This is a genomic window from Pseudomonas khavaziana (genome assembly GCF_036704165.1).
Classification (GTDB): domain Bacteria; phylum Pseudomonadota; class Gammaproteobacteria; order Pseudomonadales; family Pseudomonadaceae; genus Aquipseudomonas; species Aquipseudomonas khavaziana.
Map to the genome: position 1 here is coordinate 1963318 of NZ_CP129946.1, position 26814 is coordinate 1990131.

The window sequence follows — 26814 nt, forward strand, 5'->3', positions numbered from 1 at the left end:
CCCTGCCATCGTAGGAGCGAGCTTGCTCGCGAAAATCGCCAACGATAACGCGGCTAATCAGGTTGTACGCGGCGCTCTCCAGGTTTTCGCGAGCAAGCTCGCTCTTACAGAAAAGCCAAGCAATAAAAAGCCCGATATCATCATCGGGCTGGAGGTGGCCAGGCAGGCCGGTAAATCTGCAAGTTGCTGTTAGCCTAGCGGTGTATCCATTTCTGTACAGGCTTTCCCACATCTTTTCTATTATTGATCTTGTGAATATTTAAATATTGACGGATTGCCCGCCCGTGGCCTGGGTTCTGAAATGACTGGAAAGTCGCGTTTTTCCTAGCCTTTGGAGCGATTGACAATTGCTCGGAATTGGATGAAGGTGGCGTACCCAAATCAAACGGGCGTATGAATTGAGCGTTTGCCTGTCAGACGACTCGTACAGAATCCCGACTATCGCACTGGCGGGTGTGCCTGGCTGATTGGCGTGAGCATTGATGCAACTGTCAATGTCAAACCAGCGACCAGCGTCCAGTGTGTACTGTTCAGCTTCCATATCGTGGAGATCAGTTGATGATTTACGAAGGTAAAGCCATCACGGTTAAGGCTCTTGAAAGTGGCATCGTCGAATTGAAATTCGACCTCAAGGGTGAGTCCGTCAACAAGTTCAACCGTCTAACCCTGAACGAACTGCGTCAGGCCGTAGACACCATCAAAGCAGATGCTTCGGTCAAGGGCGTGATCGTCTCCAGCGGCAAGGACGTGTTTATCGTCGGCGCTGACATCACCGAATTCGTCGACAACTTCAAGCTGCCCGATGCCGAGCTGGTGGCTGGCAACCTCGAAGCCAACAAGATCTTCAGCGATTTCGAAGACCTCAACGTGCCGACCGTTGCCGCGATCAATGGCATCGCGCTGGGCGGCGGCCTGGAAATGTGCCTGGCGGCGGATTTCCGCGTCATGTCCACCACCGCCAAGATCGGCCTGCCGGAAGTCAAGCTGGGCATCTACCCAGGCTTTGGCGGTACCGTGCGCCTGCCGCGTCTGATCGGTGCCGACAACGCCATCGAATGGATCGCTGCCGGTAAGGAAAACAAGGCCGAGGACGCGCTGAAAGTCGGTGCGGTCGACGCTGTAGTTGCCCCGGACAAACTGGCCGAAGCTGCGCTGAACCTGATCAAGGGCGCCATCAGCGGCGAATTTGACTACAAGGCCAAGCGTCAGCCGAAGCTGGAAAAGCTCAAGCTCAACGCCATCGAACAAATGATGTCGTTCGAAACCGCCAAGGGTTTCGTGGCTGGCCAGGCCGGCCCGAACTACCCGGCGCCGGTTGAAGCGATCAAGACCATCCAGAAGGCCGCGAACTTCGGTCGCGACAAAGCCCTGGAAGTGGAAGCGGCCGGCTTCGTCAAACTGGCGAAGACCTCGGCGGCCCAGAGCCTGATCGGCTTGTTCCTGAACGATCAGGAACTGAAGAAAAAGGCCAAGGCCTACGACGAAATCGCCAAGGACGTGAAGCAGGCTGCCGTACTCGGCGCCGGTATCATGGGCGGCGGCATCGCCTATCAGTCGGCGTCCAAAGGCACGCCGATCCTGATGAAAGACATCAACGAGCACGGTATCGAGCAGGGCCTGGCGGAAGCCGCCAAGCTGCTGGTTGGCCGTGTTGATAAAGGTCGCATGACCGCGGCAAAAATGGCCGAGGTGCTTAACGGTATCCGTCCTACGTTGTCCTACGGCGATTTCGGCCACGTCGACCTGGTGGTCGAAGCGGTTGTCGAGAACCCGAAGGTCAAGCAGGCGGTATTGGCTGAAGTTGAAGCCCAGGTCAAGGACGACACCATCCTGGCGTCCAACACCTCAACCATTTCCATCTCGCTGCTGGCCAAGGCCCTCAAGCGCCCGGAAAACTTCGTCGGCATGCACTTCTTCAACCCGGTGCACATGATGCCCCTGGTGGAAGTGATCCGTGGCGAGAAGTCCAGCGAGCTGGCGGTTGCCACCACCGTTGCCTACGCCAAGAAAATGGGCAAGAACCCGATCGTGGTCAATGACTGCCCGGGCTTTTTGGTCAACCGTGTACTGTTCCCCTACTTCGGCGGTTTCGCCAAGCTGGTCAGCGCCGGTGTGGACTTCGTGCGCATCGACAAGGTCATGGAAAAATTCGGCTGGCCAATGGGCCCGGCGTACCTGATGGACGTGGTCGGCATCGACACCGGCCACCACGGTCGCGATGTGATGGCTGAAGGCTTCCCGGACCGCATGAAAGACGACCGCCGCTCGGCGATCGACGCTTTGTACGAGGCCAAGCGCCTGGGCCAGAAGAACGGCAAGGGTTTCTACGCCTACGAGGCCGACAAGAAGGGCAAGCAGAAGAAAGTGGCCGACCCGTCGGTGCACGAAGTCCTCGCTCCGGTCATCTACGAACAGCGTGAGGTGTCCGACGAGGACATCATCAACTGGATGATGATCGCCCTGTGCCTGGAAACCGTGCGTTGCCTGGAAGATGGCATCGTCGAAACCGCCGCTGAAGCCGACATGGGCCTGGTATACGGTATTGGTTTCCCTCCATTCCGTGGTGGTGCGCTGCGTTACATCGATTCGATCGGTGTGGCTGAGTTCGTTGCCCTGGCTGACAAATACGCTGATTTGGGCCCGCTGTACCACCCGACCGCGAAGCTGCGTGAAATGGCCAAGAACGGCCAGAGCTTCTTCGGTTAAGTGCCCAGACGACTAGAGCGAGAATATTTATGAGCTTGAATCCAAGAGACGTCGTGATTGTCGACTTCGGTCGTACTCCGATGGGCCGCTCCAAGGGCGGCATGCACCGCAACACCCGTGCCGAAGACATGTCGGCGCACCTGATCAGCAAGCTGCTGGAACGCAACGTCAAGGTTGATCCGAACGAAGTCGAAGACGTGATCTGGGGCTGCGTAAACCAGACCCTGGAGCAGGGCTGGAACATCGCGCGCATGGCTTCCTTGATGACCCAGATCCCGCACACCGCGGCTGGCCAGACCGTCAGCCGCCTGTGTGGCTCGTCGATGAGCGCGCTGCACACCGCTGCCCAGGCGATTATGACCGGCAACGGCGATGTATTCGTGGTCGGTGGCGTGGAACACATGGGCCACGTCAGCATGATGCACGGTGTCGATCCTAACCCGCACATGTCGCTGTACGCGGCGAAAGCCTCGGGCATGATGGGCCTGACCGCAGAAATGCTCGGCAAGATGCACGGCATCACCCGTGAGGCCCAGGACGCGTTCGGCGTGCGTTCCCACCAGCTCGCCCACAAGGCGACCGTGGAAGGCAAGTTCAAGGATGAAATCATCCCGATGAACGGCTACGACGAGAACGGCTTCCTGAAACTGTTCGATTACGACGAAACCATTCGTCCGGACACCACCCTGGAAAGCCTGGCGGCCCTCAAGCCGGCTTTCAACCCAAAGGGCGGCACCGTGACCGCGGGTACGTCGTCGCAAATCACCGACGGTGCCTCGTGCATGATCGTGATGTCGGCGCAGCGTGCCCAGGACCTGGGTATCCAGCCGCTGGCCGTGATCCGTTCGATGGCAGTGGCGGGTGTGGACCCGGCAATCATGGGCTATGGTCCAGTACCGGCCACACAAAAAGCCTTGAAGCGCGCAGGCCTGACCATCAACGACATCGACTTCTTCGAGCTCAACGAAGCTTTCGCCGCACAGGCCCTGCCAGTGCTGAAAGATTTGAAAGTGCTCGACAAGATGAACGAGAAGGTTAACCTGCACGGCGGTGCGATTGCCCTGGGCCACCCATTCGGTTGCTCCGGTGCACGTATCTCCGGCACTTTGCTTAATGTGATGAAGCAAAATGGCGGCAACCTTGGGGTTGCAACCATGTGCATTGGTCTCGGCCAAGGCATTTCCACCGTCTTCGAACGCGTCTAAGCGTTTCGTTGACGGAAGCCGGGGCCCAGTGCCCCGGTTTTTGTTTTTTGAAACTTTTTAATATTTTTTTTCAACAAATTTTGTAAGGGGGCCAGAGCATGAAAGTCGAACCAGGGCTCTACCAACATTATAAGGGGCCGCAGTACCGCGTTTTCAGCGTGGCACGGCACTCCGAAACCGAAGAAGAAGTGGTGTTCTACCAAGCACTGTATGGCGAATACGGCTTTTGGGTGCGCCCCTTGAGCATGTTCCTTGAGAGCGTCGAAGTTGACGGCGAGCAGGTCCCGCGCTTTGCTTTGGTCCAGGCCGAACCCAGTCTTTTTTCAGGGCAATAACGGCAGGTCGCGCAGAATGCTGCGCTTGACCTCACCTTGTTGCCACTATATATAGCGTTGCCGCGTCAGGCGCCAACTGCCTTTCACTTCTCGAATTCAGGAATTTTCCGATCCATGGGCAAATCGCTGGTCATTGTGGAATCCCCGGCTAAGGCCAAGACCATCAACAAGTACTTGGGCAACGAGTACGTGGTGAAGTCGAGTATCGGCCATATCCGAGACCTGCCCACCAGCGGTTCGGCTAGCGCCAGCAAGGAGCCTGCCGCCAAGCGCGGCAAGGCGGCTGCGGGCGAAGGTCCGGTGCTCAGCCCTAAAGAGAAAGCGCGCAAGCAGCTGGTCTCGCGCATGGGCGTGGACCCGGACCATGGCTGGAAGGCCAAGTACGAAATCCTTCCGGGCAAGGAAAAGGTCATCGAAGAGCTGCGCCGGCTCGCCAAGGATGCTGACACCATCTATCTCGCGACGGACTTGGACCGCGAAGGGGAAGCCATTGCCTGGCACCTGCGCGAAGCCATCGGCGGCGATGACAGCCGCTACAAGCGTGTGGTGTTCAACGAAATCACCAAGAAAGCCATCCAGGAAGCCTTCTCCAAGCCAGGGGAGCTGGACATTGACCGCGTCAACGCCCAGCAAGCACGTCGTTTCCTCGATCGCGTGGTGGGTTACATGGTCTCGCCACTGCTATGGGCGAAGATCGCCCGTGGCCTGTCCGCCGGTCGTGTGCAATCGGTAGCGGTCAAGCTGGTGGTAGAGCGTGAACGCGAAATCCGTGCGTTCAACCCCGAAGAATACTGGGAAGTCCACGCCGATCTCGGCACCGCCAAGGGTGCCAATGTGCGCTTCGAAGTGGCGCGAGAGAAAGGCGAGGCCTTCAAGCCGCTGAACGAAGCCCAGGCCATGGCTGCGCTGGAAAAGCTCAAGGCTTCCAGCTACAGCATCGTCAAGCGCGAAGACAAACCGACCAGCAGCAAGCCGTCGGCGCCGTTCATCACCTCCACCCTGCAACAGGCCGCGAGCAACCGCCTGGGCTTCGGGGTGAAGAAAACCATGATGATGGCCCAGCGTCTGTACGAAGCCGGCTACATCACTTATATGCGTACCGACTCCACCAACCTGTCGCAAGACGCGGTGGCAATGGCGCGTACCTATATTGAAAGCGAATTCGGCAAGAAGTACCTGCCGGAGAAGCCGAACGTCTACAGCAGCAAAGAGGGCGCCCAGGAGGCTCACGAAGCGATTCGTCCTTCCGATGCCAACACCGAGCCCTCCAAGCTGAGCGGCATGGAGCGTGACGCTGAGCGCCTCTACGAGCTGATCTGGCGCCAGTTCCTGGCCTGCCAGATGCTGCCGGCGCAATACCTGTCTACCACTGTCAGCGTGGGCGCTGGCGACTTCGAGCTGCGTGCCAAGGGCCGTATTCTCAAGTTCGACGGCTACACCCGCGTCATGCCGCAAATCGCCAAGCCAGGCGATGACGACGTGCTGCCGGACATGGCCCAGGGCGATACGTTGAAGCTGATCAAGCTCGACCCGTCCCAGCACTTCACCAAGCCGCCTGCCCGTTACTCGGAAGCCAGCCTGGTGAAGGAGATGGAAAAACGCGGTATCGGTCGCCCGTCGACCTATGCGGCGATCATTTCCACCATCCAGGATCGTGGCTACGTCGCGCTGCACAACCGTCGTTTCTATTCGGAAAAGATGGGCGACATCGTTACCGAGCGCCTGTCCGAGAGCTTCTCCAACCTGATGGACTACGGCTTCACTGCCGGCATGGAAGAGAACCTCGATGACGTGGCCCAGGGCGAGCGCGACTGGAAAAACGTGCTCGACGAGTTCTACGGCGACTTCAAGAAAAAACTCGAAGTGGCTGAAAGCCCTGAGAGCGGCATGCGTGCCAACCAGCCGGTGATGACCGACATCCCGTGCCTGACCTGTGGCCGTCCGATGCAGATTCGTACTGCGTCCACCGGCGTGTTCCTCGGTTGCTCAGGTTACAGCCTGCCGCCGAAAGAGCGCTGCAAGGCGACCGTCAACCTGGTGCCGGGTGACGAAATCGCGGCCGATGACGAGGGCGAATCCGAGTCGCTGGTATTGCGTGGCAAGCACCGCTGCCCGATCTGCAGCACGGCGATGGACGCCTACCTGCTGGACGAGAAGCATAAGCTGCACATCTGCGGTAACAACCCGGATTGCAATGGCTACGAGATTGAAGAGGGCACCTACCGCATCAAGGGCTACGAAGGCCCGAGCCTTGAATGCGACAAGTGCGGCAGCGAGATGCAACTCAAGACCGGCCGTTTCGGCAAGTTCTTCGGCTGCACCAATCCTACGTGCAAAAACACCCGCAAACTGCTGAAAAGCGGTGACGCGGCGCCGCCGAAGATGGACCCGGTGAAGATGCCCGAGCTCAAGTGCGAGAAGGTCAACGACACCTACATCCTGCGTGACGGTGCTTCGGGCCTGTTCCTGGCGGCCAGCCAGTTCCCGAAAAACCGCGAGACCCGTGCACCGCTGGTGATGGAAATCGTGCCGCACAAGGACGAGATCGATCCCAAGTATCACTTCCTGTGTGAAGCGCCGAAGAAGGACCCGGATGGTCGTCCAGCCGTGATCCGCTACAGTCGTAAGACCAAAGAGCAGTACGTGCAGACCGAAGTGGACGGCAAGCCTACCGGCTGGAAAGCGTTCTACGACGGTGGCAAGTGGAAGGTCGAGGACAAGCGCCAGGGCGCTTGATCCATCGCATGTGCTGAAGATCCAAATGTGGGAGGGGGCTTGCTCCCGATGAGGGAGTGTCAGTTGATACATCTGTAACTGACCCACCGCCATCGGGGCAAGCCCCCTCCCGCATTTGGATCTGCTCTGTTCCGGAAAGTGAAGTCCCGACCTTTCTGAGCGCTCGTTTTTTGCACTTGCAGTACGCCCGGCCGTTCCGTGACACTGTTCAGCCAGCATCACGCCTATTCGTTGTGGAGATTGCCGTCATGGCCAACGAACTCTATACCCGTACCAATCAGAAAATTTACTTCGCGGGTTTGTCCCTGGAGGCCCTTGGCCGTGCCGAGGAAGGGAAGGAGATGAACGCCATCGCGCTGGTCCAGGCGGGGCGCGAGGCGGCCTTGTTCCATCTGTATGGTGCCTTGCTGGGGCTGTGTCATGAAATCGCCGGGTTCTACCGCTTGCCCCAGGCCGGTTCGCCCCGTGCGGAAATGATCGTGAATCGTGAAGTGCTGGATTCCATGGCCATCCCTGAGTTGGCCGAGTTGGTGGAAATGGCCCAGAGCCCTGACAGTTGGGTGGCGCGGCTGCTCAAGGCGCATGCGGATATGTTTCAGCCGCCGCGTATTCCCCATGTGCCTAAGGGGGATGTCACCCAGCCGCTGATCGTCGCCGTGGCGTTGGAACAGGATGAGCCCAAGCCCTTGAGCCGCGAGGAATTGGAAGGCTGGCGCCAGGAGCTGAAAAAGATGGCGCTGAGGTTTCGTGAGGGTTTGAACGAGTGCTGAGGGTTAAAGCGGGCTTGCCCGATATTGCCCTGTGCAGGAGCGAGCTTGTTCACGAAAAACGTCAACGATAACGCGTGTTTCCTGAATGAACGCGGCGCCTGTGGGTTTTTCGCGAGCAAGCTTGCTCCTACATTTGAAGCGAATTGGCCCGGCACCATTCATCAAGCCGTAAAGAAACCTGCCCAGTTACCTGCGAGGCTGGGTGGATGACTGATATAATCCCGGCCTTTCGTGGAGAACAGATTTTTATGCCAACGTCCTTTCTGGAAATTGTTGAACTGCCTGATGGCCGAATTGAACTGCGCCGAGCTGAGGACGAAGGTTCTCTGGTCATTCTGGATTTTTCCGAAGATGCCAAAGTGTTCCTGCAGGGTCAGCATGTGGAAGTGGCTAAGGCCATGTTGAGCGTGGGCGTGCAGATGGCAGGCCGCCTGGCGGAAGGCGAGCCTGAGAAAGACGAAGGCCCGCGGGTTCTTCACTGAGCCCAGATAACAAGCTCGCTCGCCACGACAAGCCCTTCTATCCCAAGCGAATATTCAAGCTCTGTGCATCACCTGTGCGTGCGGCACTGATCAGCTGTTGCTTGGCGCTGGCATTCAGCGGATTCAACCAACTCACCACCGTATGACTACGACCCAGGCGCAAGGCTTCGCAGGTCAACTGTTGGGCACTCTGCGTTCCGCGTGGTTGTAGCAACAGGATACGCTCACGGTTGAGACCGGCCTCCCGCAGCCAAGCCTGGGTCAGGCTGGCGGGCGGGGCGATCAGCGTCAGCCAGCGTGCGTCCTTGTCTTCGCTCAAGTCGCGCAGAATGGGAGCCAGCAGGTTCAGGCAGCTCTCAGCTGCACCGCGCAACGACAATTCACTGAATGCCTCGGGCTCGCCGCCCCAGGGAGTCTCGACCGTTTCCTTGAGGATGGGTGCAAGGGGTTGGGCCATGAAGGCCTCGAACAGCGACAATTGGGCGTGTTGTGGGGTGTGCACGAGCTGCATGATGCCTCCTTTAGCGGCGAATAACGCCGACACTCAAGCCTTCGATCACCAGGTCCTGGTCTTTCAGGTTCACTTCAATCGGGGCGAATTCAGGGTTCTCGGCCAGGAGCCAGACCTTGCTGCCTTCACGTTTGAAGCGCTTGACGGTGACTTCATCGCCGATCCGGGCCACGACGATCTGGCCATTACGGGCTTCTCGGGTGGTGTGGACGGCCAGCAGGTCGCCATCGAAAATGCCCACGTCCTTCATGCTCATGCCGTGCACGCGCAGCAGGTAGTCGGCGCGAGGATGGAAAAACGTCGGGTTGATGTTGCAGGATTCCTCGACGTGCTGCTGCGCCAGAATCGGCGCACCGGCGGCGACGCGACCGATGATCGGCAATGTCGATTCGTCGGCCTTGGCTTCAAAGCCAGGGATGCGAATACCTCGCGAGGCACCCGGGGTCATCTCGATCGCGCCTTTGCGGGCGAGGGCCTTGAGGTGTTCTTCTGCGGCATTCGGGGATTTGAACCCCAATTCCAGGGCAATCTCCGCGCGGGTCGGCGGGTAACCATTGTCATCAAGGCAGCGCTTGATAAAAGCCAGAATCTCAGCTTGGCGTGGCGTCAGTTTTAGCATGTTGATCGCTCTGTCTTTTTATACAGTGACTGGGATTATATACAGTGGACTGCGCTTGGCAATCATCCTTTTCACCGACTCCGCTGGACGGTCATGCGTCATCCTTCCTACAGCCCAGGAATAGTGCTGCCTACAGAGCGAGAGGGATGTGGTTAAATAGCCATGTTCAGGATGACTGCCCGGCCGGAAAGCGAACCCGCAGGCTTGACAAGACACACTCTGAAACGTATGTTTCAAACAAGTGTTTGTCAGGCGGAGTAGCCATGGCCCAGTCGGAAACCGTTGAACGCATTCTCGATGCTGCCGAGCAGTTGTTCGCGGAAAAAGGATTTGCTGAAACCTCACTGCGGCTGATCACCAGCAAGGCGGGGGTCAACCTTGCCGCGGTGAACTACCATTTCGGTTCAAAAAAAGCCCTGATCCAAGCCGTATTCTCACGCTTCCTGGGGCCGTTCTGCGCCAGTCTTGATCGTGAGCTGGAGCGCCGTCAGGCCAAGGCCGATCACAAGCCGAGCCTGGAAGACCTGCTGGAAATCCTCGTTGAGCAAGCGTTGGTCGTGCAGCCACGCAGCGGCAATGACCTGTCGATCTTCATGCGCCTGCTGGGCCTGGCGTTCAGCCAGAGCCAGGGCCACCTGCGGCGTTACCTGGAAGACATGTACGGCAAGGTGTTCCGCCGCTATATGTTGCTGGTCAACGAAGCCGCCCCGCGTATTCCACCTATCGAACTGTTCTGGCGCGTGCATTTCATGCTCGGCGCCGCGGCTTTCAGCATGTCCGGTATCAAGGCTTTGCGGGCGATTGCCGAGACCGATTTCGGGGTGAACACCTCCATCGAGCAGGTGATGCGCCTGATGGTGCCGTTTCTTGCGGCCGGCATGCGCGCCGAAACCGGCGTCACCGACCCGGCCATGGCCTCTGCACAGCTGCGCCCGCGCAGCAAAACCGTGCCAACCGCCGCCAAGGTTTGACTGCCCCCCGGGTGTGCGCGGCCGCTTGCATCCGCTAAGCTAGCCGCCATGCCGATTTCAGCTATCTATTCGCAACCCGTCGTGCTTGCCGTGTCTGGTAAGGGTGACGGGTTGTGTGCGTTATTTAAGGAAGGTTTATGACTGCTGCCCTGCAAGGTTCTTTGATGGTCGACGTGGCTGGTACCTGGCTGACGGCCGAGGATCGCCATCTGTTGCGCCAACCGGAAGTGGGCGGCCTGATCATTTTTGCGCGCAATATCGAGCACCCACGCCAGGTTCGCGAGTTGAGCGCGGCGATTCGTGCAGTGCGCCCGGACTTGCTGCTGGCGGTCGACCAGGAAGGTGGCCGCGTACAGCGCCTGCGCCAAGGCTTCGTGCGCCTGCCGGCCATGCGCGCTTTGGCTGATAACCCCAACGCTGAATACCTGGCGGAACAGTGCGGCTGGATCATGGCCACTGAAGTGCTGGCCGTGGGCCTTGACCTGAGTTTTGCGCCGGTACTGGACCTCGACTATCAACGCAGCGCCGTGGTCGGCACCCGTGCATTCGAAGGCGACCCCGAGCGTGCCGCCGTCCTCGCTGGCGCCTTCATCCGTGGTATGAACAGCGCCGGCATGGCCGCCACCGGCAAACACTTCCCTGGCCACGGTTGGGCCGAGGCCGATTCCCACGTCGCCATTCCCAATGATGAGCGTAGCCTGGAACAGATTCGCGCCAATGACCTAGTGCCTTTCGCACGCTTGAGCAAGCAATTGGCCGCAGTGATGCCCGCGCACGTGATCTACCCGCAGGTGGACAGCCAGCCCGCCGGCTTCTCGCGCCGCTGGTTGCAGGACATCCTGCGCGGCGAATTGCAGTTCGACGGGGTGATTTTCAGTGATGACCTGTCCATGGCGGGCGCCCATGTGGTCGGCGACGCGGCCAGTCGGATCGAGGCGGCGCTGACGGCGGGTTGTGATATGGGGCTGGTATGCAATGACCGCGCGGCTGCCGAGCTGGCACTCACCGCCGCGCAGCGGATGAAGGTCACGCCGTCGGCGCGGATTGCGCGTATGCGTGGGCAGGCGGTTGCGTCGACTGATTACAAACAGGATCCGCGCTGGTTGACGGCTCTCACAGCGTTGCGGGACGCTCAGCTGATTGAGTAAGCGGCGCCTGTGCTGTTAAAGACGCTTGGTGTAAGAAGCGTCTGAATGTGGCTGTAGCTATCTCTTACCGCCTTGTAGGAGTCGCCCTGCTTTAAATCTCACTGCTGACCGTTGTAGAGTTCTGTTCCATGAATGACCTGATTGCACGTATCGTCGAGTTGGATTGGCAGGAATACTTCGACCCTCGTTCTCTGGAGCGTGGGTTTGAGTATGCTGGCGAAAATCGTCTTGAGATAAAAGAATTCGGACAGGACAGACTGATTGCACAGTGCAAGGGGTCTGGCCGTAATGTCTATACCCTGGCGATTACCCTGGAGGGTGCAGCATCCCGTTGGACGGGCATCAGGTGTGTGTGTTCCTGCCCGGTGGCGATCAACTGCAAGCACGCCGCTGCGACCTTGTTTACGTTGACCGTGCTGTATGACGAGCTGAATGCCCCGAAAAAGCAGGTGGCTGACCGTCTGAGCCCGCAGCTCGAAAACTGGCTTGAGAGTATCCCCAAGCCCACTCCTGCGGATGAGGTACAACACAAGAACACCGGTACCTGTCTGCTGTACCAACTCGCCCCCGATGCTTATTCAATGAGGTGGTCACTGGAGGTATATCGGGCTCGCGTGACGAAGAAAGGTGACTACAGCGATATCAAGCCGTTGTATTCGATCGATGAGACATTGCGACGTGCTCCAGCCTATATGCATGAGCTGGATATACGCATTTGCCGATTGCTGTTGTTGAGCCGGTCTTATGGCTCCTATAGCACCAGTTATCAGCTGGCCGGCGAGCCAGGGGTCGAAATTCTCCAATTGGCGCTGAAAACCCAGCGCTTGTTTCTTGAGGTGGGCCCAAGACTGGCGCTTAACCCTGGCCCGGCCCGCACCGCTCGTTTCGATTGGGCTGTGATGCCCGATGGCAATTACATTCCCAGTTGGATCAGTGACGGGCTCGAGTTGGACGAAGTGTTGCCCCTCAAACCGCTTCATTATCTTGACCTCGATAACATGGCAATCGGGGTGGTTGAGCACGGGTTGGATGAGAATCTGGCCATGCATCTGTGCAACTTGCCGATGATTCCTGCTGATCAAGTCGCGTTATTCAGTCATCGCATCAGCGCGGCGTCCAAGGTGATTCCTCCGCCGCGCGAGCTGACCGAGCTCGTCGTGGATACGCTGGAACCACAAGGCTGCCTCACCTTGGGAAGCGATGAATCCTACGGCTATAGCCAGACCGACTATCGGCGGATGTCCATCCTGGAACACCGCGCTGCCTTGGCTTTCCGCTACAACACCAGCCAGGTCAGCGGCAAGGGCACTGAGGACATCCTGTTTCTCAACGGCACCGAAACCCAGCGCATCCAACGCAAGCCGGCGGCTGAAAAAGCCCTGCGCAAGACGCTCACAAAAATCGGCTTTAAAGCGGCCAATCGCAAAACCCGTGCGCTGCCTGCCGGTGCAGGAGAGATGTTCGATCTACCCAATGATGAAGCCTGGTTGGCGTTTGTTGAGAGCGAGCTGTCGGTTTTGCGTGAGGCAGGGTGGGACGTCGTCATCCATCCGGGGTTTTATTACGATGTAGAGGCCGTAGACGGCTGGTACGCGGACATCGAAGAGTCGCCCGGCCACGAGTGGTTTGACCTTGAGCTGGGCATTGAGGTCAACGGCGAGCGTCACAGCCTGCTGCCAATCGTACTTGACTTGATGCGTCGTCAACCCAAGCTGCTTGATGCTGCCTACATGGCCGAGCGTGATGATCAGGAGCGCGTATTAGTCAGTCTGGGCGCCCGCACTCAAACCAAAGTCGCGCTGCCCTACGGTCGTATCAAACCCCTGATGGCGACCCTCGGCGAACTCTACCTGCGTGCACCGGAAGGCGATGCACTGCGGCTGAGTGCGCCGGATGCGGCACGGCTCAGTAACCTGGATGCACTACCCTTGGTGTGGCAGGGCGGCGAGCGGCTGCGTGATTTCGCCAAGCGTCTTAAAGACTCCATTCACGTTCATGTGCCGGCTCCTCGGGGCCTGAACGCGGAACTACGAGGCTATCAGCTCGAAGGGTTGAACTGGATGCAAACCCTGCGCGAGCTGGAAGTCGGCGGTATTCTGGGTGACGACATGGGGCTTGGTAAAACCCTGCAGGCGCTCGCCCATCTGCTCTGCGAAAAGCAGTCTGGCCGTTTGCAGGCGCCTGCACTGGCGGTAATGCCCACCAGCTTGATCCCGAACTGGGTGGACGAAGCTGCACGCTTCACGCCACAGCTCAAAGTCCTGGCGCTGCACGGTGCGCAGCGTCAGGCTGACTTCGCGCGCTTGACCGATTACGACCTGGTGCTCACCACCTATGCGCTGTTGCCGCGGGACCTTGAAGTCCTGCAGCCTCAGCGCTGGAGCGTGCTGATTCTCGACGAAGCGCAAAATATCAAGAACCCCAACAGCAAGGCGGCCCAGGCAGCTCGTCAGTTGGAGGCCGGTCAGCGTTTATGCTTGAGCGGCACGCCTCTGGAAAACCATCTGGGCGAGCTGTGGTCGCTGTTTCACTTCCTGTTGCCGGGCTGGTTGGGCGATAGCAAGACCTTTAATCGCGATTACCGCACGCCCATCGAGAAGCACGGTAATGCCCAGCGGATGCAACATCTCACGGCGCGTATCAAACCGTTCTTGTTGCGAAGGAAAAAGGAGCAGGTCGCGAAGGAATTGCCGCCCAAGACAGAAATCGTGCACTGGGTCGAGCTGAGCGATGCGCAGCGGGATGTCTACGAAACGGTGCGCGTGGCGATGGATAAAAAGGTGCGCGACGAAATCAGTCGTCATGGCGTGGCCCGCAGCCAGATCATCATTCTTGAAGCCCTGCTCAAACTGCGCCAGGTGTGCTGTGACTTGCGGCTGGTCAAGTCTGCACCGTTGACTAAGGCTGCCAAGGCCGGCACTGGCAAGCTGGGCAGCTTGATGGAAATGCTGGAAGAGTTACTCAGCGAGGGGCGGCGGATTTTGTTGTTCTCGCAATTCACCTCGATGCTGGCGTTGATTGAAGAAGAGCTCAAGCAGCGTGGGGTCGAGTATTCGATCCTGACGGGAGACACCCTTGACCGACGTACGCCAGTGAAGAACTTCCAGGACGGCAAGACACCGTTGTTCCTGATCAGCCTGAAAGCGGGCGGTACGGGCTTGAACCTGACGGCGGCCGATACGGTGATTCATTACGACCCGTGGTGGAACCCGGCCGTGGAGAACCAGGCTACTGACCGAGCTTATCGTATAGGCCAGGAAAAGCCGGTGTTCGTGTACAAGATGATTGCCCGGGGCACGGTCGAGGAGAAGATTCAGGCGTTGCAGTTGGAGAAGGCCGCGTTGGCCGATGGCGTGCTGGAAGGTGGCGCCGGTGCGGGTTGGAAGCTGGAACAGCGGGATATTGAGGCGCTGTTTGCACCTTTACCTGGCTGAAAATCGCGGCGCCCCTTCGCGAGCAAGCCCGCTCCCACACTTGAATCTATTCACAAATCAAAATGTGGGAGGGGGCTTGCCCCCGATGGCGATGGAACAGTCAGCGCTTTTCTTGCTTATTAGGCAACGGCGCAAACAACGCTTCAATCTCTTCATTACCCAACTGCCAATCCCCAGTCGTACGCCCGTCCAGCACACCCGCTGCCAAGTCGGACTTCTCTTTCTGCAGGTGCTGGATTTTTTCTTCCACCGTTCCCCGCGCAATCATCTTGTACACGAACACCGGCTTTTCCTGCCCGATACGGTACGCACGGTCAGTGGCCTGGTTTTCCGTGGCCGGGTTCCACCACGGGTCGTAATGAATCACAGTGTCGGCTTCGGTCAGGTTCAAGCCTACGCCACCGGCTTTCAAGCTGATTAGAAAGATCTGCAGCTTGCCGCTCTGGAAGTCCTTTACCGGTGTACGCCGGTCACGGGTCTGCCCGGTCAGCAGTGCGTAGGCAGTCCCGCGTTTTTTCAGCTCGATCTCGATCAGGCTCAGCATCGAGGTGAACTGTGAGAACAGCAGGATCCGCCGGCCCTCGGCAAATAGCTCGTCGAGCATTTCCATCAGGCTGTCGAGCTTGCCCGAGCTGCTGCCACGCACCGCCAGGCTGGTATCGTTGACCAGGCGCAGGTCGCAGCACACCTGACGCAGCTTGAGCAGGGCTTCAAGAATGATGATCTGGCTGCGGGCCACGCCCTTGCGGGTGATCTCATCTCGGACCTTTTTATCCATGGCCAGGCGCATGGTTTCGTACACGTCGCGCTGGGCCTCGTTGAGGTCGACCCAGTGGATGATTTCAGTCTTGGGCGGCAGCTCTGTCGCCACCTGTTCCTTGGTGCGGCGCAGCAGAAACGGTTTGATCCGACCGTTGAGGTGCTGCAAGCGTACCTCACTGGCGCGCTTTTCAATGGGCACGCGGTAATCACGGTTGAAGCTCTTCACGTCGCCCAGCCAGCCCGGCAACAGGAAGTGGAACAGTGACCACAGCTCACCCAGGTGGTTTTCCAGCGGTGTGCCGCTCAGGCACAGGCGCTGGCGGGCGTTCAGCTCGCGTGCAGCCTGGGCGGCCTTGCTCGAAGGGTTCTTGATGTATTGCGCTTCGTCGAGGATCAGCACGTGCAAGGGTAGGGCGGCAAGCTGTTCGACGTCCTTGGGCAGCAAGGCATAGGTAGTCAGCAGCAGGTCGTAGTCCTGGAGGTTGGCGAAGTGCTTTTTGCGCGAGGCACCGTACAGCGCCAATACCTTGAGTTGCGGGGTAAAGTGCGCAGCCTCATCGAGCCAGTTCGGGATCAGGCTGGTAGGCATCACTACCATGCACGGCCGATCAAGGCGCCCGGCGATTTTTTCGGTAAGAATATGCGCAAGGGTTTGCAGGGTTTTGCCCAGGCCCATGTCGTCCGCAAGAATTCCGCCCACTTCCAGCTGGCGCAGCGACTGCATCCAGCTCAAGCCTTCCAACTGATAAGGGCGCAAAGTCGCGTTCAGTCCCTCGGGCGCCACGCAGGTGAAGTCCTTGATATCGCGCAGGCGTTGGGCGAAGTTGCGGATCTTCTCGCCGCCTTCCCATTGCAACGGCAGGTCTTCCAGCGGGTTGAGGCGAATTGCGTCGGCCTTGGCCAGGCGCAGGGCGGTCGTACCGGGCTCCTGCAAATAGAACTCGCCGAGGGTGGCCAGTACCGGTTTCAAGCGGCCGTAGGGCAGCGCTACTTGCAGCGGGCCATGGCCGCCGTTGGGCAGGCCGGGGATATTCACCAGGATCAGCTCATCATCACGGCGCCGTGCTACTTTTTCCGGGTTGAGGATCTCGGTGTGGGAGCGCATCAGGTTCAACAGGATCGGCAGCAGGCTCAAGCGTTCGCCGTTGACGATAATGCCCAGCTCCAGATCGAACCAGTCGCGCTCCGGGCCTTCCTCTACCGTGGCATACCAGTCATCGACGGGGCTCAGGTCAAAACCGAAATCTTCATCGATCTGCAGCTCCCAGCCCTCGGCACGCAAGGTCGGCGATGCATTGAGGGTAAAGTTCAGCCAGGCGCTGTCATTGACCATCTCGAACAACTCGCCGGCACTTTCCGGCAAGGCCTTGCTCTGGCGCGTGGCGATCTTGAAGCCGAGCAGGCGCAGTTGCTCGCGATAGGGTTGTTCCAGCTCGGGATGGCGTTTGATGCGCAGGCTCTGGGTTTCCTGGCGCACGATAATGTCGGCATTCTTTTGCCCGCTGACATAATTGCCCAGGTAGTTGAACGACAGCGCCGCACGGTGCTGGATATAGCGCTGCATCTTGCCGTTGCGCGGCTCGAACGCGCTGAATTCCACACTGGCCAGCCACAGGCGTGGCACGGGCTGTACATCCTCCATGACCACCTGTGGCAACACCACTCGGTTATCCAGTACGGCCTGGAGTTTCTCGAGCAGCTCTGCATCCTGGGCCGCCGCCGGGTAGGCCAGGGTTTCCTGGACCTTGAGCAGCACCGCTGCGATATGTTTGCAGTTGGTATGCACCGGGCACGTACAACGGCTGTCCACCAGGATCAGCATGCCCTTGGCCGATTCGCGCAGTGAGATGGTCTGGCGGTAAACGTTGCCGCCCGAGCCTTCGCAACTGGCGGTGATGGTGCTGTCGCCGCACTCGACGATGCGCACGCGGTTTTCCAGGGCGTAGCGCCGCCCGCGCTCAAGGCTTTGCTCTTTAAAGCGATTGGCCCACGAAGGGGCCAGGGGTTTGGTCAGTGACGACGTCAGGGGCATGGCGCAGGATCAGTCCTGAAGCTCGGGCGGTGGTGCGCTGGGTGGCTTGGCGGTCAGCGAGGTGATTTTGATCAGCAGCGCCAGATGCCCGCTGTCCAGGTAGTTGAGCTGGTTGTTCTTGGTGCGCACGTCTTTCTGGCTCAGGTGTTCGCTGGCAATCACGCTGCCGTTATTGTCGAACTGGTTGATCCAGAAATCCGCGTCAATATCGGTAAAACGCCCCAATTGCAGGCTCAACACACCTTCGATGGGGAATTGGCCGAATTGCTCCTGACCGTCGGTAATCGCGACTTTGACCGGCTGCTCGCCCAGGTTCTGTTCCCAGGCCTTGTGGGCGAGCACCGTGTATTTGGCATCGGCGCGCAGCTTGTCGACGATGTTGCCCAGGCGCGGCGGGCTCAGCCGCTCACCCAGGCGCGGCGCGCCTTCATCCCAGTTTTCCGGCGCGGCGCGACTGTTGATCACCGGCTCGGCATTCTGGCGCACCAGGATCATTTCCACCTGGTACGGGCTGTCGGCAAATGCCGACGGCGCGAGTACCACCAACAACAGGCTCAGAAAGCGGAACAGGCGCATGGCGGCGTCCTTCAAGCGGATTTCGGGATGAGGCGCTCAAACAGCGCCTCCAGGGTATTGAAGCGTTCTTCGGCGCGTTCCATCGGCACCATGAACTTGAACAGCGTAGCCCCTTCGAACTTGTAGCGGTTGGGCTGGCCCTGGATCAGCTTGATCAGCACCAAGGGGTCTACCGGCGTCTGCGCTTCGAATTCGATGCGCCCGCCCTGCGGCCCGGCGTCGACCTTCTTGATCCCCAGCTGCTCGGCCTGCAACTTGAGCAGGGTCAGGCGCACCAGGTTCTTGGTCGGTTCCGGCAACAGGCCGAAGCGGTCGATCATTTCCACTTGCAGGTCCTTGAGACCTTCTTCGTCGGTGGCCGAGGCGATGCGCTTGTAGAGGATCAGCCGTGCATGCACATCCGGCAGGTAGTCTTCGGGAATCAGCGCCGGCAAGCGCAGGTTGATCTCCGGGCCGCCGCCCAGGGGTTGGTCGAGGTTCGGTTGCTCGCCCTTGCGGATGGCTTTCACTGCGCGTTCGAGCATCTCCATATACAGGGTGAAGCCGACCGCCTGGATCTGCCCGCTCTGGCCGTCGCCGAGCAGTTCGCCGGCGCCACGGATTTCCAGGTCGTTAGTGGCCAGCACGAAGCCGGCGCCGAGGTCCTGAGTGTTGGCGATGGCTTCCAGGCGCTTTTCCGCGTCGCCGGTAATTTGCTGGCGCGGCGGCGTGAGCAGGTAGGCATAGGCCTGGTGGTGACTGCGCCCGACGCGCCCGCGCAGCTGGTGCAGCTGGGCGAGGCCGAACTTGTCGGCGCGCTCGATGATAATGGTGTTGGCGCTCGGCACGTCGATGCCGGTCTCGATGATGGTCGAGGCGATCAGCACGTTGAAGCGCTTGTGGTAGAAGTCGCTCATCACCTGCTCGAGTTCGCGCTCGCGCATCTGCCCGTGGCCGATGGCGATGCGTGCTTCGGGCACCAGCTCGGCGAGGTCGGCGGCACATTTCTCGATGGTCTTCACATCGTTGTGCAGGTAGTACACCTGGCCGCCACGCAGCAGTTCGCGCAGCAGTGCTTCCTTGACCGTGCTCTTGTTCTGTTCCATCACAAAGGTGCGCACCGACAGGCGACGCGCCGGCGGCGTAGCGATGATCGACAGGTCGCGCATGCCCGACACCGCCATGTTCAGCGTGCGCGGAATCGGCGTAGCGGTGAGGGTGAGAATGTCGACTTCACTGCGCAGGGCCTTGAGCTGTTCTTTCTGGCGCACGCCAAAGCGGTGCTCTTCGTCGATGATCACCAGGCCCAGGTTCTTGATCTTCACATCGTCCGACAGCAGCTTGTGGGTGCCGATGACGATATCGATCTTGCCTTCGGCCAGGTCGGCGATGGCGGCGTTCACTTCCTTGGCGGACTTGAAGCGGCTCATCACCTCCACGGTCACTGGCCAGTCGGCAAAACGGTCGCGGAAGCTGTTGTAGTGCTGCTGGGCGAGCAGGGTAGTGGGCACCAGGATCGCCACTTGCTTGCCGCCGTGTACCGCAATGAAGGCTGCGCGCATCGCCACTTCGGTTTTGCCGAAGCCCACGTCGCCACACACCAGGCGGTCCATCGGCTTGGGTGCGAGCATGTCGGCGCGCACCGCTTCGATGGTGGTCTGCTGGTCCGGGGTTTCTTCGAAGGCGAAGCCGGCGCTGAAGGTGGCGTAGTCGGCTTTCGGGTCGGCGAACGCGTAGCCTTCGCGGGCCGCGCGGCGGGCATAGATGTCGAGCAGTTCGGCGGCCACGTCGCGTACCTGTTCGGCGGCCTTGCGCTTGGCTTTCTGCCAGGTCTCGGAGCCCAGGCGGTGCAACGGTGCAAGGGCATCGTCGCTGCCGGTGTAGCGGGCGATCAGGTGCAGGCTGGCCACCGGCACATAAAGCTTGGCGCCCTCGGCGTATTCCATGGTGAGGAATTCGGCGGCCTGGTTGTCGATCTCCAGGGTCTGTAAGCCCAGGTAGCGGCCGACTCCGTGGTCGATATGCACCACCGGCGCACCTTCGCGCAGTTCGGTGAGGTTCTTGATCACCGCGTCATTGTTGGCGTCTGCGCGCTTCTCACGGCGACGGCGCTGCATCACGCGCTGGCCGAACAGTGGGCTTTCGGCAATCAGCGCGAGCGCCGGGTCGTCCAGCAGCAGCCCTTCGTCCAGTGGCGCGATGGTGATCGCCAGGCGCTCTTTACTGGCGACAAAGTCCGGCCAGCTGTCGACTGTCTTGGGCCGCAGTTTCAGGCGTTCCAACAGCTCCAGCAGCACTTCGCGGCGCCCGGCGGACTCGGCGGTAAACAGCACGCGGCCGGGAAAGTCACCGAGGAAGTTGGACAGGGCTTCCAGCGGTTGGGTGGCCTTGGCCTGGATCGCCAGGTCCGGCAGCATCCCCGCCGGAAAGCGCTCACGGCCACTGCCGGCGTCCACATCCTGCTGGCTCGCAACGACACGCGGCCAGTTTTTCAGACGGGCGAAGCAGTCTTCCACCGGCAGGAACAGTTCGGCAGGCGGCAATAAAGGCCGGGACGGATCGACGCGGCGCTCTTCGTAGCGGTTGCGCACATCGTTCCAGAAGTTTTCCGCCGCCTGCTCGATGCCCGGCAACGAGAACACCTGGGTGTCCTGGGGCAGGTAATCGAACAGGGTGGAGGTTTCGTCGAAAAACAGCGGCAGGTAGTACTCGATACCGGCCGGGGTAATCCCGCTGCTCAGGTCCTGGAAGATCGGGCAGCGGCGGAAGTCCACGTCAAAGCGTTCACGAAAGCGCGCCTTGAAGCGCGTGACCGCGTCTTTTTGCAGCGGGAATTCCCGCGCCGGCAGCAGCTTGATCGAGTCGACCTTGTCGATGGAACGCTGGTTTTCCGGATCGAAGGTGCGCAGAGTCTCGATTTCGTCATCGAACAGGTCGATGCGATACGGCAACTTGCTGCCCATCGGGAACAGGTCGATCAGCGCGCCGCGCACTGCGAACTCACCGTGTTCGTACACCGTGTCGACGCAGCGGTAGCCGCTGGCTTCCAGGCGCGTGCGCATTTGTTCTACGTCGAGCTTCTGACCGATATCCAGCACCAGGCTGCTGCCCAGCAGGAACTTGGTCGGCGCCAGGCGATGCAGGGCCGTGGTGATCGGCACCACCAGCACGCCGTGAGCCAGTTCCGGCAGGCGGTACAGGCTGGCGATGCGCTGGGAAATGATGTCCTGGTGCGGCGAGAACAGGTCGTAGGGCAGGGTTTCCCAGTCGGGAAAATGCAGCACCGGTAAATCCGGGGCGAAGAAGCTCAGCTCCTGCTCCAGCCGTTCGGCACTTTGGCTGTCGGCGGTAAGCAGCAGGGTAAAGCGCTGGGCTGCGCTGGCAGCCTCGGCAATGGCCAGGCTCAGGGCGGCACCGGGCAGGTTGCCCCAGTGCTGTTTACCTGCCGCAGCAGGGAGAAGCGGTAGACGCAGAACGGGCACGGAAGGTTGAGCTCCAAGCGTTGCGACAAAGTCGGTAATTGTAACGGCCCGAGGTGCCGCCTGTCAGTTGCTGACTGTGCCTATTACGGTTTGTAGGAAATGTAGTGGCTAAGACAAACAATGCCGGGTTTTGACTCAATATGTAGTGCCAAAAAGCGCGAATGTTTAGGAGGGTTACGGACAAGTCGCCCCGGCTGCTCTACTAGTGGCCTTCTGGAACCCGCGTATTTCCTGGGCTGTAGCGTGGTGGTATTTTTTTGCAAGGGCTTTTTGTTGCCCCTCGCGCATTGCTCATCGTGCAGTCGGGCGACATAATGTAGCCCCTTTTTTCAGCCCCTACATGTGGAAGGTTCCCGTGACTCAGAAGCCCGACCAGTGTCTTGGTGAATGGATCGACCGTGAAGCACTCGCAGAAGCGATGATTCCGCTTATCGGCCAGCTGTACCGCAATAACAATGTGGTGAGCTCGATCTATGGCCGCAGCCTGATCAACCAGTCTGTCATCGCGATTCTCAAGGCGCACCGCTTTGCGCGCCATCGCTCCGCCGACGACAGCGAACTCTCCGTCCACGAAACATTCCCACTGCTCAAGGCCATGAGCGAGCTCAAGCTCGGCGCGGCCTCGGTAGACCTGGGCAAGCTGGCCTACAAGTTCCGCAAGGAAGGCGCCGGCCGTAGCGCCGAGCAGTTCGTGCGTGAAGAAATGGCCGATGTGGTTGGCCAGCAAAACGCCGCACCTCGCAAGGGCACCGACGTGGTGCTGTACGGCTTCGGGCGTATCGGCCGCTTGCTGGCGCGCATCCTGATCGAGAAAACCGGTGGCGGCGACGGCCTGCGCCTGCGTGCCATCGTGGTGCGCAAAGGCGCCGAGAATGACCTGACCAAACGCGCCAGCCTGCTGCGTCGCGATTCGGTACATGGTTCGTTCAACGGCACCATCACCATCGATGAAGAAAACAACACGATTACCGCCAACGGTAACCTGATCCAGGTGATCTACGCGAAGAACCCGACTGAGGTGGATTACACCCAGTACGGCATCCAGGACGCCCTGCTGGTGGACAACACCGGCGTATGGCGTGATGCCGAGGGCCTGGGCCAGCACCTGGCTTGCCCGGGTATCGACCGTGTCGTGTTGACTGCGCCTGGCAAAGGCAAGCTCAAGAACATCGTGCACGGCATCAACCACGCTGAAATCACCGCTGACGACAAGATCGTGTCCGCCGCTTCCTGCACCACCAACGCCATTGTGCCGGTGCTCAAAGCTGTGAATGACAAGTTCGGCATCGTCAACGGTCACGTTGAAACCGTTCACTCGTACACCAACGACCAGAACCTGATCGACAACTTCCACAAGGGCGATCGCCGTGGCCGCAGCGCCGCGTTGAACATGGTGATCACCGAGACCGGTGCTGCCACTGCTGCCGCCAAGGCCCTGCCTGAGCTGGCCGGCAAGCTGACCGGTAACGCGATCCGCGTACCGACGCCAAACGTGTCGATGGCCATTCTCAACCTCAACCTTGAGAAAGCCGCCACCCGTGAAGAGATGAACGAGTACCTGCGCTACATGGCGCTGCACTCCGACCTGCACAAGCAGATCGACTTCGTCAATTCCCAGGAAGTGGTCTCCACCGACTTCGTCGGCTCGCGCCACGCCGGTGTGGTGGACGCCGAGGCGACTATCACCCAGGACAACCGCGTTGTGCTGTACGTGTGGTACGACAACGAGTTCGGTTACAGCTGCCAGGTGGTTCGCGTGATGGAAGACATGGCTGGGGTCAACCCGCCTGCGTTTCCGCGCTAAGCCTTAGCGCTGAATGAAAACGCCCCGACTTATTCGGGGCGTTTTTGTGTCTGGCATATGTGGACCTGTAGGAGCGAGCTTGCTCGCGAAAACCATCAACGATAACGCAGCGCTTCTGGTTTAACGCGTGGTACTCAGGTTTTTCGCGAGCAAGCTCGCTCCTACAGTGAAGGGTGTGTATCAGTGATTGAGGAGCTCGTCGCTTAAACTATCGGAGAAAAAAATAGTTGTCGCATAATGGCTCATCCTGAAATCGGCGCTGATTTGCGTCCTGTAGTATGGCAACACTGGCCTACGACGCGACCAAGGGTTAATGTTCGCGGCGCTCGGCCTTCTATAGACTGTGCCCCGGTTCACACACTTGAGCCAAATTGTCCTTCATGACCGCTGGCCGCGGCATGATTTAGCCCGGCGTCCAACCGTACGCCTGGCCTGTTCTGAGGAGTACGCATGGCTGTCTACAACTATGACGTGGTGGTACTGGGTTCCGGCCCAGCTGGAGAAGGTGCGGCGATGAACGCTGCCAAAGCAGGGCGCAAGGTGGCGATGGTCGATAGCCGTCGCCAGGTCGGCGGCAACTGCACCCACCTGGGTACCATCCCGTCCAAGGCGTTGCGTCACTCGGTGCGCCAGATCATGCAGTTCAACACCAACCCGATGTTCCGGGCCATTGGCGAGCCGCGCTGGTTCTCGTTCCCGGACGTGTTGAAAAGCGCCGAAAAAGTCATCTCCAAGCAAGTCGCCTCGCGTACCGGCTACTACGCCCGTAACCGCGTCGACCTGTTCTTCGGCACCGGCAGCTTCGCCGACGAGCAAACCGTCGAAGTGGTCTGCGCCAACGGCGTGGTCGAGAAACTGGTGGCCAAGCACATCATCATCGCTACCGGTTCGCGCCCGTATCGCCCGGCGGACATCGATTTCCACCACCCGCGTATCTACGATAGCGACACCATCCTCAGCCTGGGCCACACCCCGCGCAAGCTGATCATCTACGGCGCCGGCGTGATCGGCTGTGAATACGCCTCGATCTTCAGCGGCCTGGGTGTATTGGTGGAACTGGTGGACAACCGTGACCAGTTGCTCAGCTTCCTCGACTCGGAAATCTCCCAGGCGTTGAGCTACCACTTCAGCAACAACAACATCACCGTGCGTCACAACGAAGAGTACGAGCGGGTCGAAGGCCTGGACAACGGGGTGATCCTGCACCTCAAGTCCGGCAAGAAGATCAAGGCCGACGCCTTGCTGTGGTGCAACGGCCGTACCGGCAACACCGACAAGCTGGGCATGGAGAACATCGGGGTCAAGGTCAACAGCCGTGGCCAGATCGAAGTGGACGAGAACTATCGCACCTGCGTGACCAACATCTACGGTGCCGGTGATGTGATCGGCTGGCCGAGCCTGGCCAGCGCCGCCCATGACCAGGGCCGTTCGGCCGCCGGCAGCATTGTCGACAATGGCAGCTGGCGCTACGTGAACGATGTGCCGACCGGGATCTACACCATTCCCGAGATCAGCTCCATCGGCAAGAACGAGCACGAACTGACCAAGGCCAAGGTGCCTTACGAAGTCGGCAAGGCGTTCTTCAAGAGCATGGCGCGCGCGCAGATTGCCGGTGAGCCGCAAGGCATGCTCAAGATCCTGTTCCACCGGGAAACCCTGGAAGTCCTCGGCGTGCATTGCTTCGGCTACCAGGCGTCGGAGATCGTGCATATCGGCCAGGCGATCATGAGCCAGCCGGGTGATCTCAACACCCTCAAGTACTTCGTCAACACCACGTTCAACTACCCGACCATGGCCGAAGCCTATCGGGTGGCCGCCTACGACGGCCTCAACCGGCTTTTTTGAGCGGCTCCGGCCGGTGGCCTGAGCCGGCCGGGGAGACCGATTTCAGTAATTCCCGAGGGTGGCAGTGGCCAAACCGGGAAAGTCTGTAATCAGGCTATCTACGCCGAAGTCGGCGAGCCTGCGCATCAGCGCGGGTTCGTTGACTGTCCACACGGACACGTGCAAACCCTGGCGCTGGGCTTTTTCCAGCCGCTCAGGGGTGCACAGCGTCCAGTTCAACGCCAGGTATTCACAGCCGTAGTTCTGCGCGACCTTCAACGGGTCGAGCCAGGCGTATTCGGCCACCAGGCCGCGTGACAGGTCCGGGGTGAGTTCCACGGCGGCCTTGAGCACTTCCCGCGAACTCGACGTCACCGTGACCTTGTCCATCAGGCCAAAGCGCACAGCCATTTCGCGAATCGCCAGCACAGTGGTGGCGGCACGGGTGCGCGAGGCGCTTTTGACTTCCAGTTGCCAGTGGTCGAAGTCACACTTTTCGAACAGCTCCTCCAAGCGTGGGATCGGGCACGGGCTGACCCAGCCCGGGCCGCCTTTGCGCGCGTCCATCTTTACCAGGTCGGCCGCAGAATACTCGACGACTTTGCCGCGCCGGTCGGCGGTGCGCTTGAGGGTCGGGTCATGGATGACCATCAGTTCGCCGTCCATGGACAGGTGCAGGTCCAGTTCGCAACGGCGAACGCCGTGCTTGAGGCATTCCTGAAAACTGGTCAGGGTATTTTCCGGTGCTTCGCCTTTGGCACCGCGATGGCCGTAGATCAGGGTCACAGTTGCTCCTTTGCGCCAGGATCGCTGGCGTAATGACTAGGTATTCAGATGTCGTCGCTTTGTTCTCGTGCCAGGCGGCGTTCCTGCGCCTGCTTTTGCAGGATGTAGCGCGCCAGCAACTGGCGTTGGGCATCGGTCATGGATTCGAATTCCGTGCCCACATCAAAGCTGTCGCCCTTGGGGTCGCAATGGGTCACCCGCGCACGCAGCAACAGGCCGAGCGCCTGGGGCATCAGCACCAACTTGACCGCCAGGTGAGTGTCGGGCGCCAACGGGGTAGGGTGCTGGAAGTCGATGCCGCCCTCGGAAAGGATCACCGGTTGCGGCGCGCCCACTTCACTCAGCAGGCCGCGGGCCATGACCTGGCTGAGCAGGTCCAGGCGTTTGTTCTGCACCTTGAGGAACGCCGCCAGGCTGCGGTCTTTCTCGCTGATCTGGCGCAGCAGGTGCTGGGCTTCGAATTCGCTCAGGTGCAGTTCGCTCAGCAGGTTGAACAACGGCGAATCATCCAGCAACACTTCCTTGCTCGCCGCTTCGGGGCCAGACAATGTGCTGATTTGAAGTGCGATCATGTCGTCGATACGGTAGTATTCGCGGCGCTCTTCTTCATCTAATGTCGACATGGCGAACCCCAGGTTACGGTAATGGTCTG

Annotated in this window: 19 protein-coding genes; 12 read left to right on the plus strand and 7 right to left on the minus strand. The window is 59.8% G+C overall.

Going from position 1 to position 26814, the window contains the following annotated elements; genetic code table 11:
• Window positions 1-22: 22 nt before the first annotated feature.
• The 7 genes from QYQ93_RS08730 to QYQ93_RS08760 all read left to right on the plus strand — a co-directional run bounded on the left by QYQ93_RS08730 (window position 23) and on the right by QYQ93_RS08760 (window position 8234).
• The gene (locus tag QYQ93_RS08730; protein WP_235387818.1) at window positions 23-193 is read left to right on the plus strand and encodes a hypothetical protein; all 171 of its coding nucleotides are present in this window, start codon (window positions 23-25) and stop codon (window positions 191-193) included.
• 365 nt (window positions 194-558) lie between these two features.
• On the plus strand, window positions 559-2706 hold the full coding sequence (gene fadB, locus QYQ93_RS08735; protein WP_043047501.1) for a fatty acid oxidation complex subunit alpha FadB: 2148 nt from the start codon (window positions 559-561) through the stop codon (window positions 2704-2706).
• Window positions 2707-2735: 29 nt separating this feature from the next.
• The gene (gene fadA / locus QYQ93_RS08740; RefSeq protein ID WP_043047500.1) at window positions 2736-3911 is read left to right on the plus strand and encodes an acetyl-CoA C-acyltransferase FadA; all 1176 of its coding nucleotides are present in this window, start codon (window positions 2736-2738) and stop codon (window positions 3909-3911) included.
• A gap of 98 nt (window positions 3912-4009) precedes the next feature.
• The gene (locus QYQ93_RS08745) at window positions 4010-4246 is read left to right on the plus strand and encodes a DUF1653 domain-containing protein (RefSeq protein ID WP_003172568.1); all 237 of its coding nucleotides are present in this window, start codon (window positions 4010-4012) and stop codon (window positions 4244-4246) included.
• A 114-nt stretch (window positions 4247-4360) separates the two neighbouring features.
• Window positions 4361-6982 (plus strand): type I DNA topoisomerase, encoded by a 2622-nt coding sequence (topA, locus tag QYQ93_RS08750; protein WP_043047499.1) that lies wholly within the window; start codon window positions 4361-4363, stop codon window positions 6980-6982.
• 248 nt (window positions 6983-7230) lie between these two features.
• Entirely contained in the window at window positions 7231-7752 is a 522-nt protein-coding gene (locus QYQ93_RS08755) for a DUF6586 family protein (RefSeq protein WP_043047498.1), read from the plus strand.
• Window positions 7753-8000: 248 nt separating this feature from the next.
• Entirely contained in the window at window positions 8001-8234 is a 234-nt protein-coding gene (locus tag QYQ93_RS08760; protein ID WP_014717511.1) for a hypothetical protein, read from the plus strand.
• A gap of 37 nt (window positions 8235-8271) precedes the next feature.
• Here QYQ93_RS08760 and sulA read toward each other — a convergent pair whose 3' ends face one another.
• A complete protein-coding gene (sulA, locus tag QYQ93_RS08765; RefSeq protein ID WP_043047497.1) occupies window positions 8272-8745 on the minus strand; it encodes an SOS-induced cell division inhibitor SulA in 474 nt (157 codons plus the stop codon).
• A 10-nt stretch (window positions 8746-8755) separates the two neighbouring features.
• Window positions 8756-9364, minus strand: a complete 609-nt coding sequence (gene lexA / locus QYQ93_RS08770) for a transcriptional repressor LexA (RefSeq protein ID WP_003172575.1) — start codon at window positions 9362-9364, stop codon at window positions 8756-8758.
• Between the two features lie 263 nt (window positions 9365-9627).
• On the opposite strand from lexA, the gene QYQ93_RS08775 reads away from it, so the two are divergent.
• The 3 genes from QYQ93_RS08775 to QYQ93_RS08785 all read left to right on the plus strand — a co-directional run bounded on the left by QYQ93_RS08775 (window position 9628) and on the right by QYQ93_RS08785 (window position 14917).
• Entirely contained in the window at window positions 9628-10335 is a 708-nt protein-coding gene (locus QYQ93_RS08775; RefSeq protein WP_043047496.1) for a TetR/AcrR family transcriptional regulator, read from the plus strand.
• Between the two features lie 137 nt (window positions 10336-10472).
• The gene (nagZ, locus tag QYQ93_RS08780) at window positions 10473-11483 is read left to right on the plus strand and encodes a beta-N-acetylhexosaminidase (RefSeq protein ID WP_043047495.1); all 1011 of its coding nucleotides are present in this window, start codon (window positions 10473-10475) and stop codon (window positions 11481-11483) included.
• Between the two features lie 128 nt (window positions 11484-11611).
• On the plus strand, window positions 11612-14917 hold the full coding sequence (locus QYQ93_RS08785) for a DEAD/DEAH box helicase (protein WP_338476732.1): 3306 nt from the start codon (window positions 11612-11614) through the stop codon (window positions 14915-14917).
• A 100-nt stretch (window positions 14918-15017) separates the two neighbouring features.
• Here the strand turns inward: QYQ93_RS08785 and QYQ93_RS08790 are convergent, their stop codons facing one another.
• Genes QYQ93_RS08790 through mfd form a run of 3 tightly spaced genes read right to left on the minus strand, consistent with a single transcriptional unit; the run spans window position 15018 to window position 21748 of the window.
• Complete coding sequence (locus tag QYQ93_RS08790) at window positions 15018-17711, minus strand: DEAD/DEAH box helicase (protein ID WP_338476733.1); 2694 nt, start codon at window positions 17709-17711, stop codon at window positions 15018-15020.
• 9 nt (window positions 17712-17720) lie between these two features.
• On the minus strand, window positions 17721-18287 hold the full coding sequence (locus QYQ93_RS08795) for a CsiV family protein (RefSeq protein ID WP_338476734.1): 567 nt from the start codon (window positions 18285-18287) through the stop codon (window positions 17721-17723).
• 11 nt (window positions 18288-18298) lie between these two features.
• Window positions 18299-21748: a transcription-repair coupling factor gene (mfd, locus tag QYQ93_RS08800; protein WP_043047492.1), complete on the minus strand. Its 3450-nt coding sequence runs from the start codon at window positions 21746-21748 to the stop codon at window positions 18299-18301.
• A 340-nt stretch (window positions 21749-22088) separates the two neighbouring features.
• Between mfd and QYQ93_RS08805 the strand changes: the two genes are divergently transcribed.
• Together QYQ93_RS08805 and sthA are read left to right on the plus strand one after the other, a co-directional pair.
• The gene (locus QYQ93_RS08805; RefSeq protein WP_043047491.1) at window positions 22089-23552 is read left to right on the plus strand and encodes a glyceraldehyde-3-phosphate dehydrogenase; all 1464 of its coding nucleotides are present in this window, start codon (window positions 22089-22091) and stop codon (window positions 23550-23552) included.
• A 450-nt stretch (window positions 23553-24002) separates the two neighbouring features.
• Window positions 24003-25397, plus strand: coding sequence for a Si-specific NAD(P)(+) transhydrogenase (gene sthA, locus QYQ93_RS08810; protein WP_056847305.1), 1395 nt, complete (start codon window positions 24003-24005; stop codon window positions 25395-25397).
• A gap of 42 nt (window positions 25398-25439) precedes the next feature.
• Here the strand turns inward: sthA and QYQ93_RS08815 are convergent, their stop codons facing one another.
• Together QYQ93_RS08815 and QYQ93_RS08820 are read right to left on the minus strand one after the other, a co-directional pair.
• Entirely contained in the window at window positions 25440-26162 is a 723-nt protein-coding gene (locus QYQ93_RS08815; RefSeq protein ID WP_003172585.1) for a glycerophosphodiester phosphodiesterase, read from the minus strand.
• 44 nt (window positions 26163-26206) lie between these two features.
• Complete coding sequence (locus tag QYQ93_RS08820) at window positions 26207-26785, minus strand: PilZ domain-containing protein (RefSeq protein WP_043047487.1); 579 nt, start codon at window positions 26783-26785, stop codon at window positions 26207-26209.
• Window positions 26786-26814 lie beyond the last annotated feature (29 nt).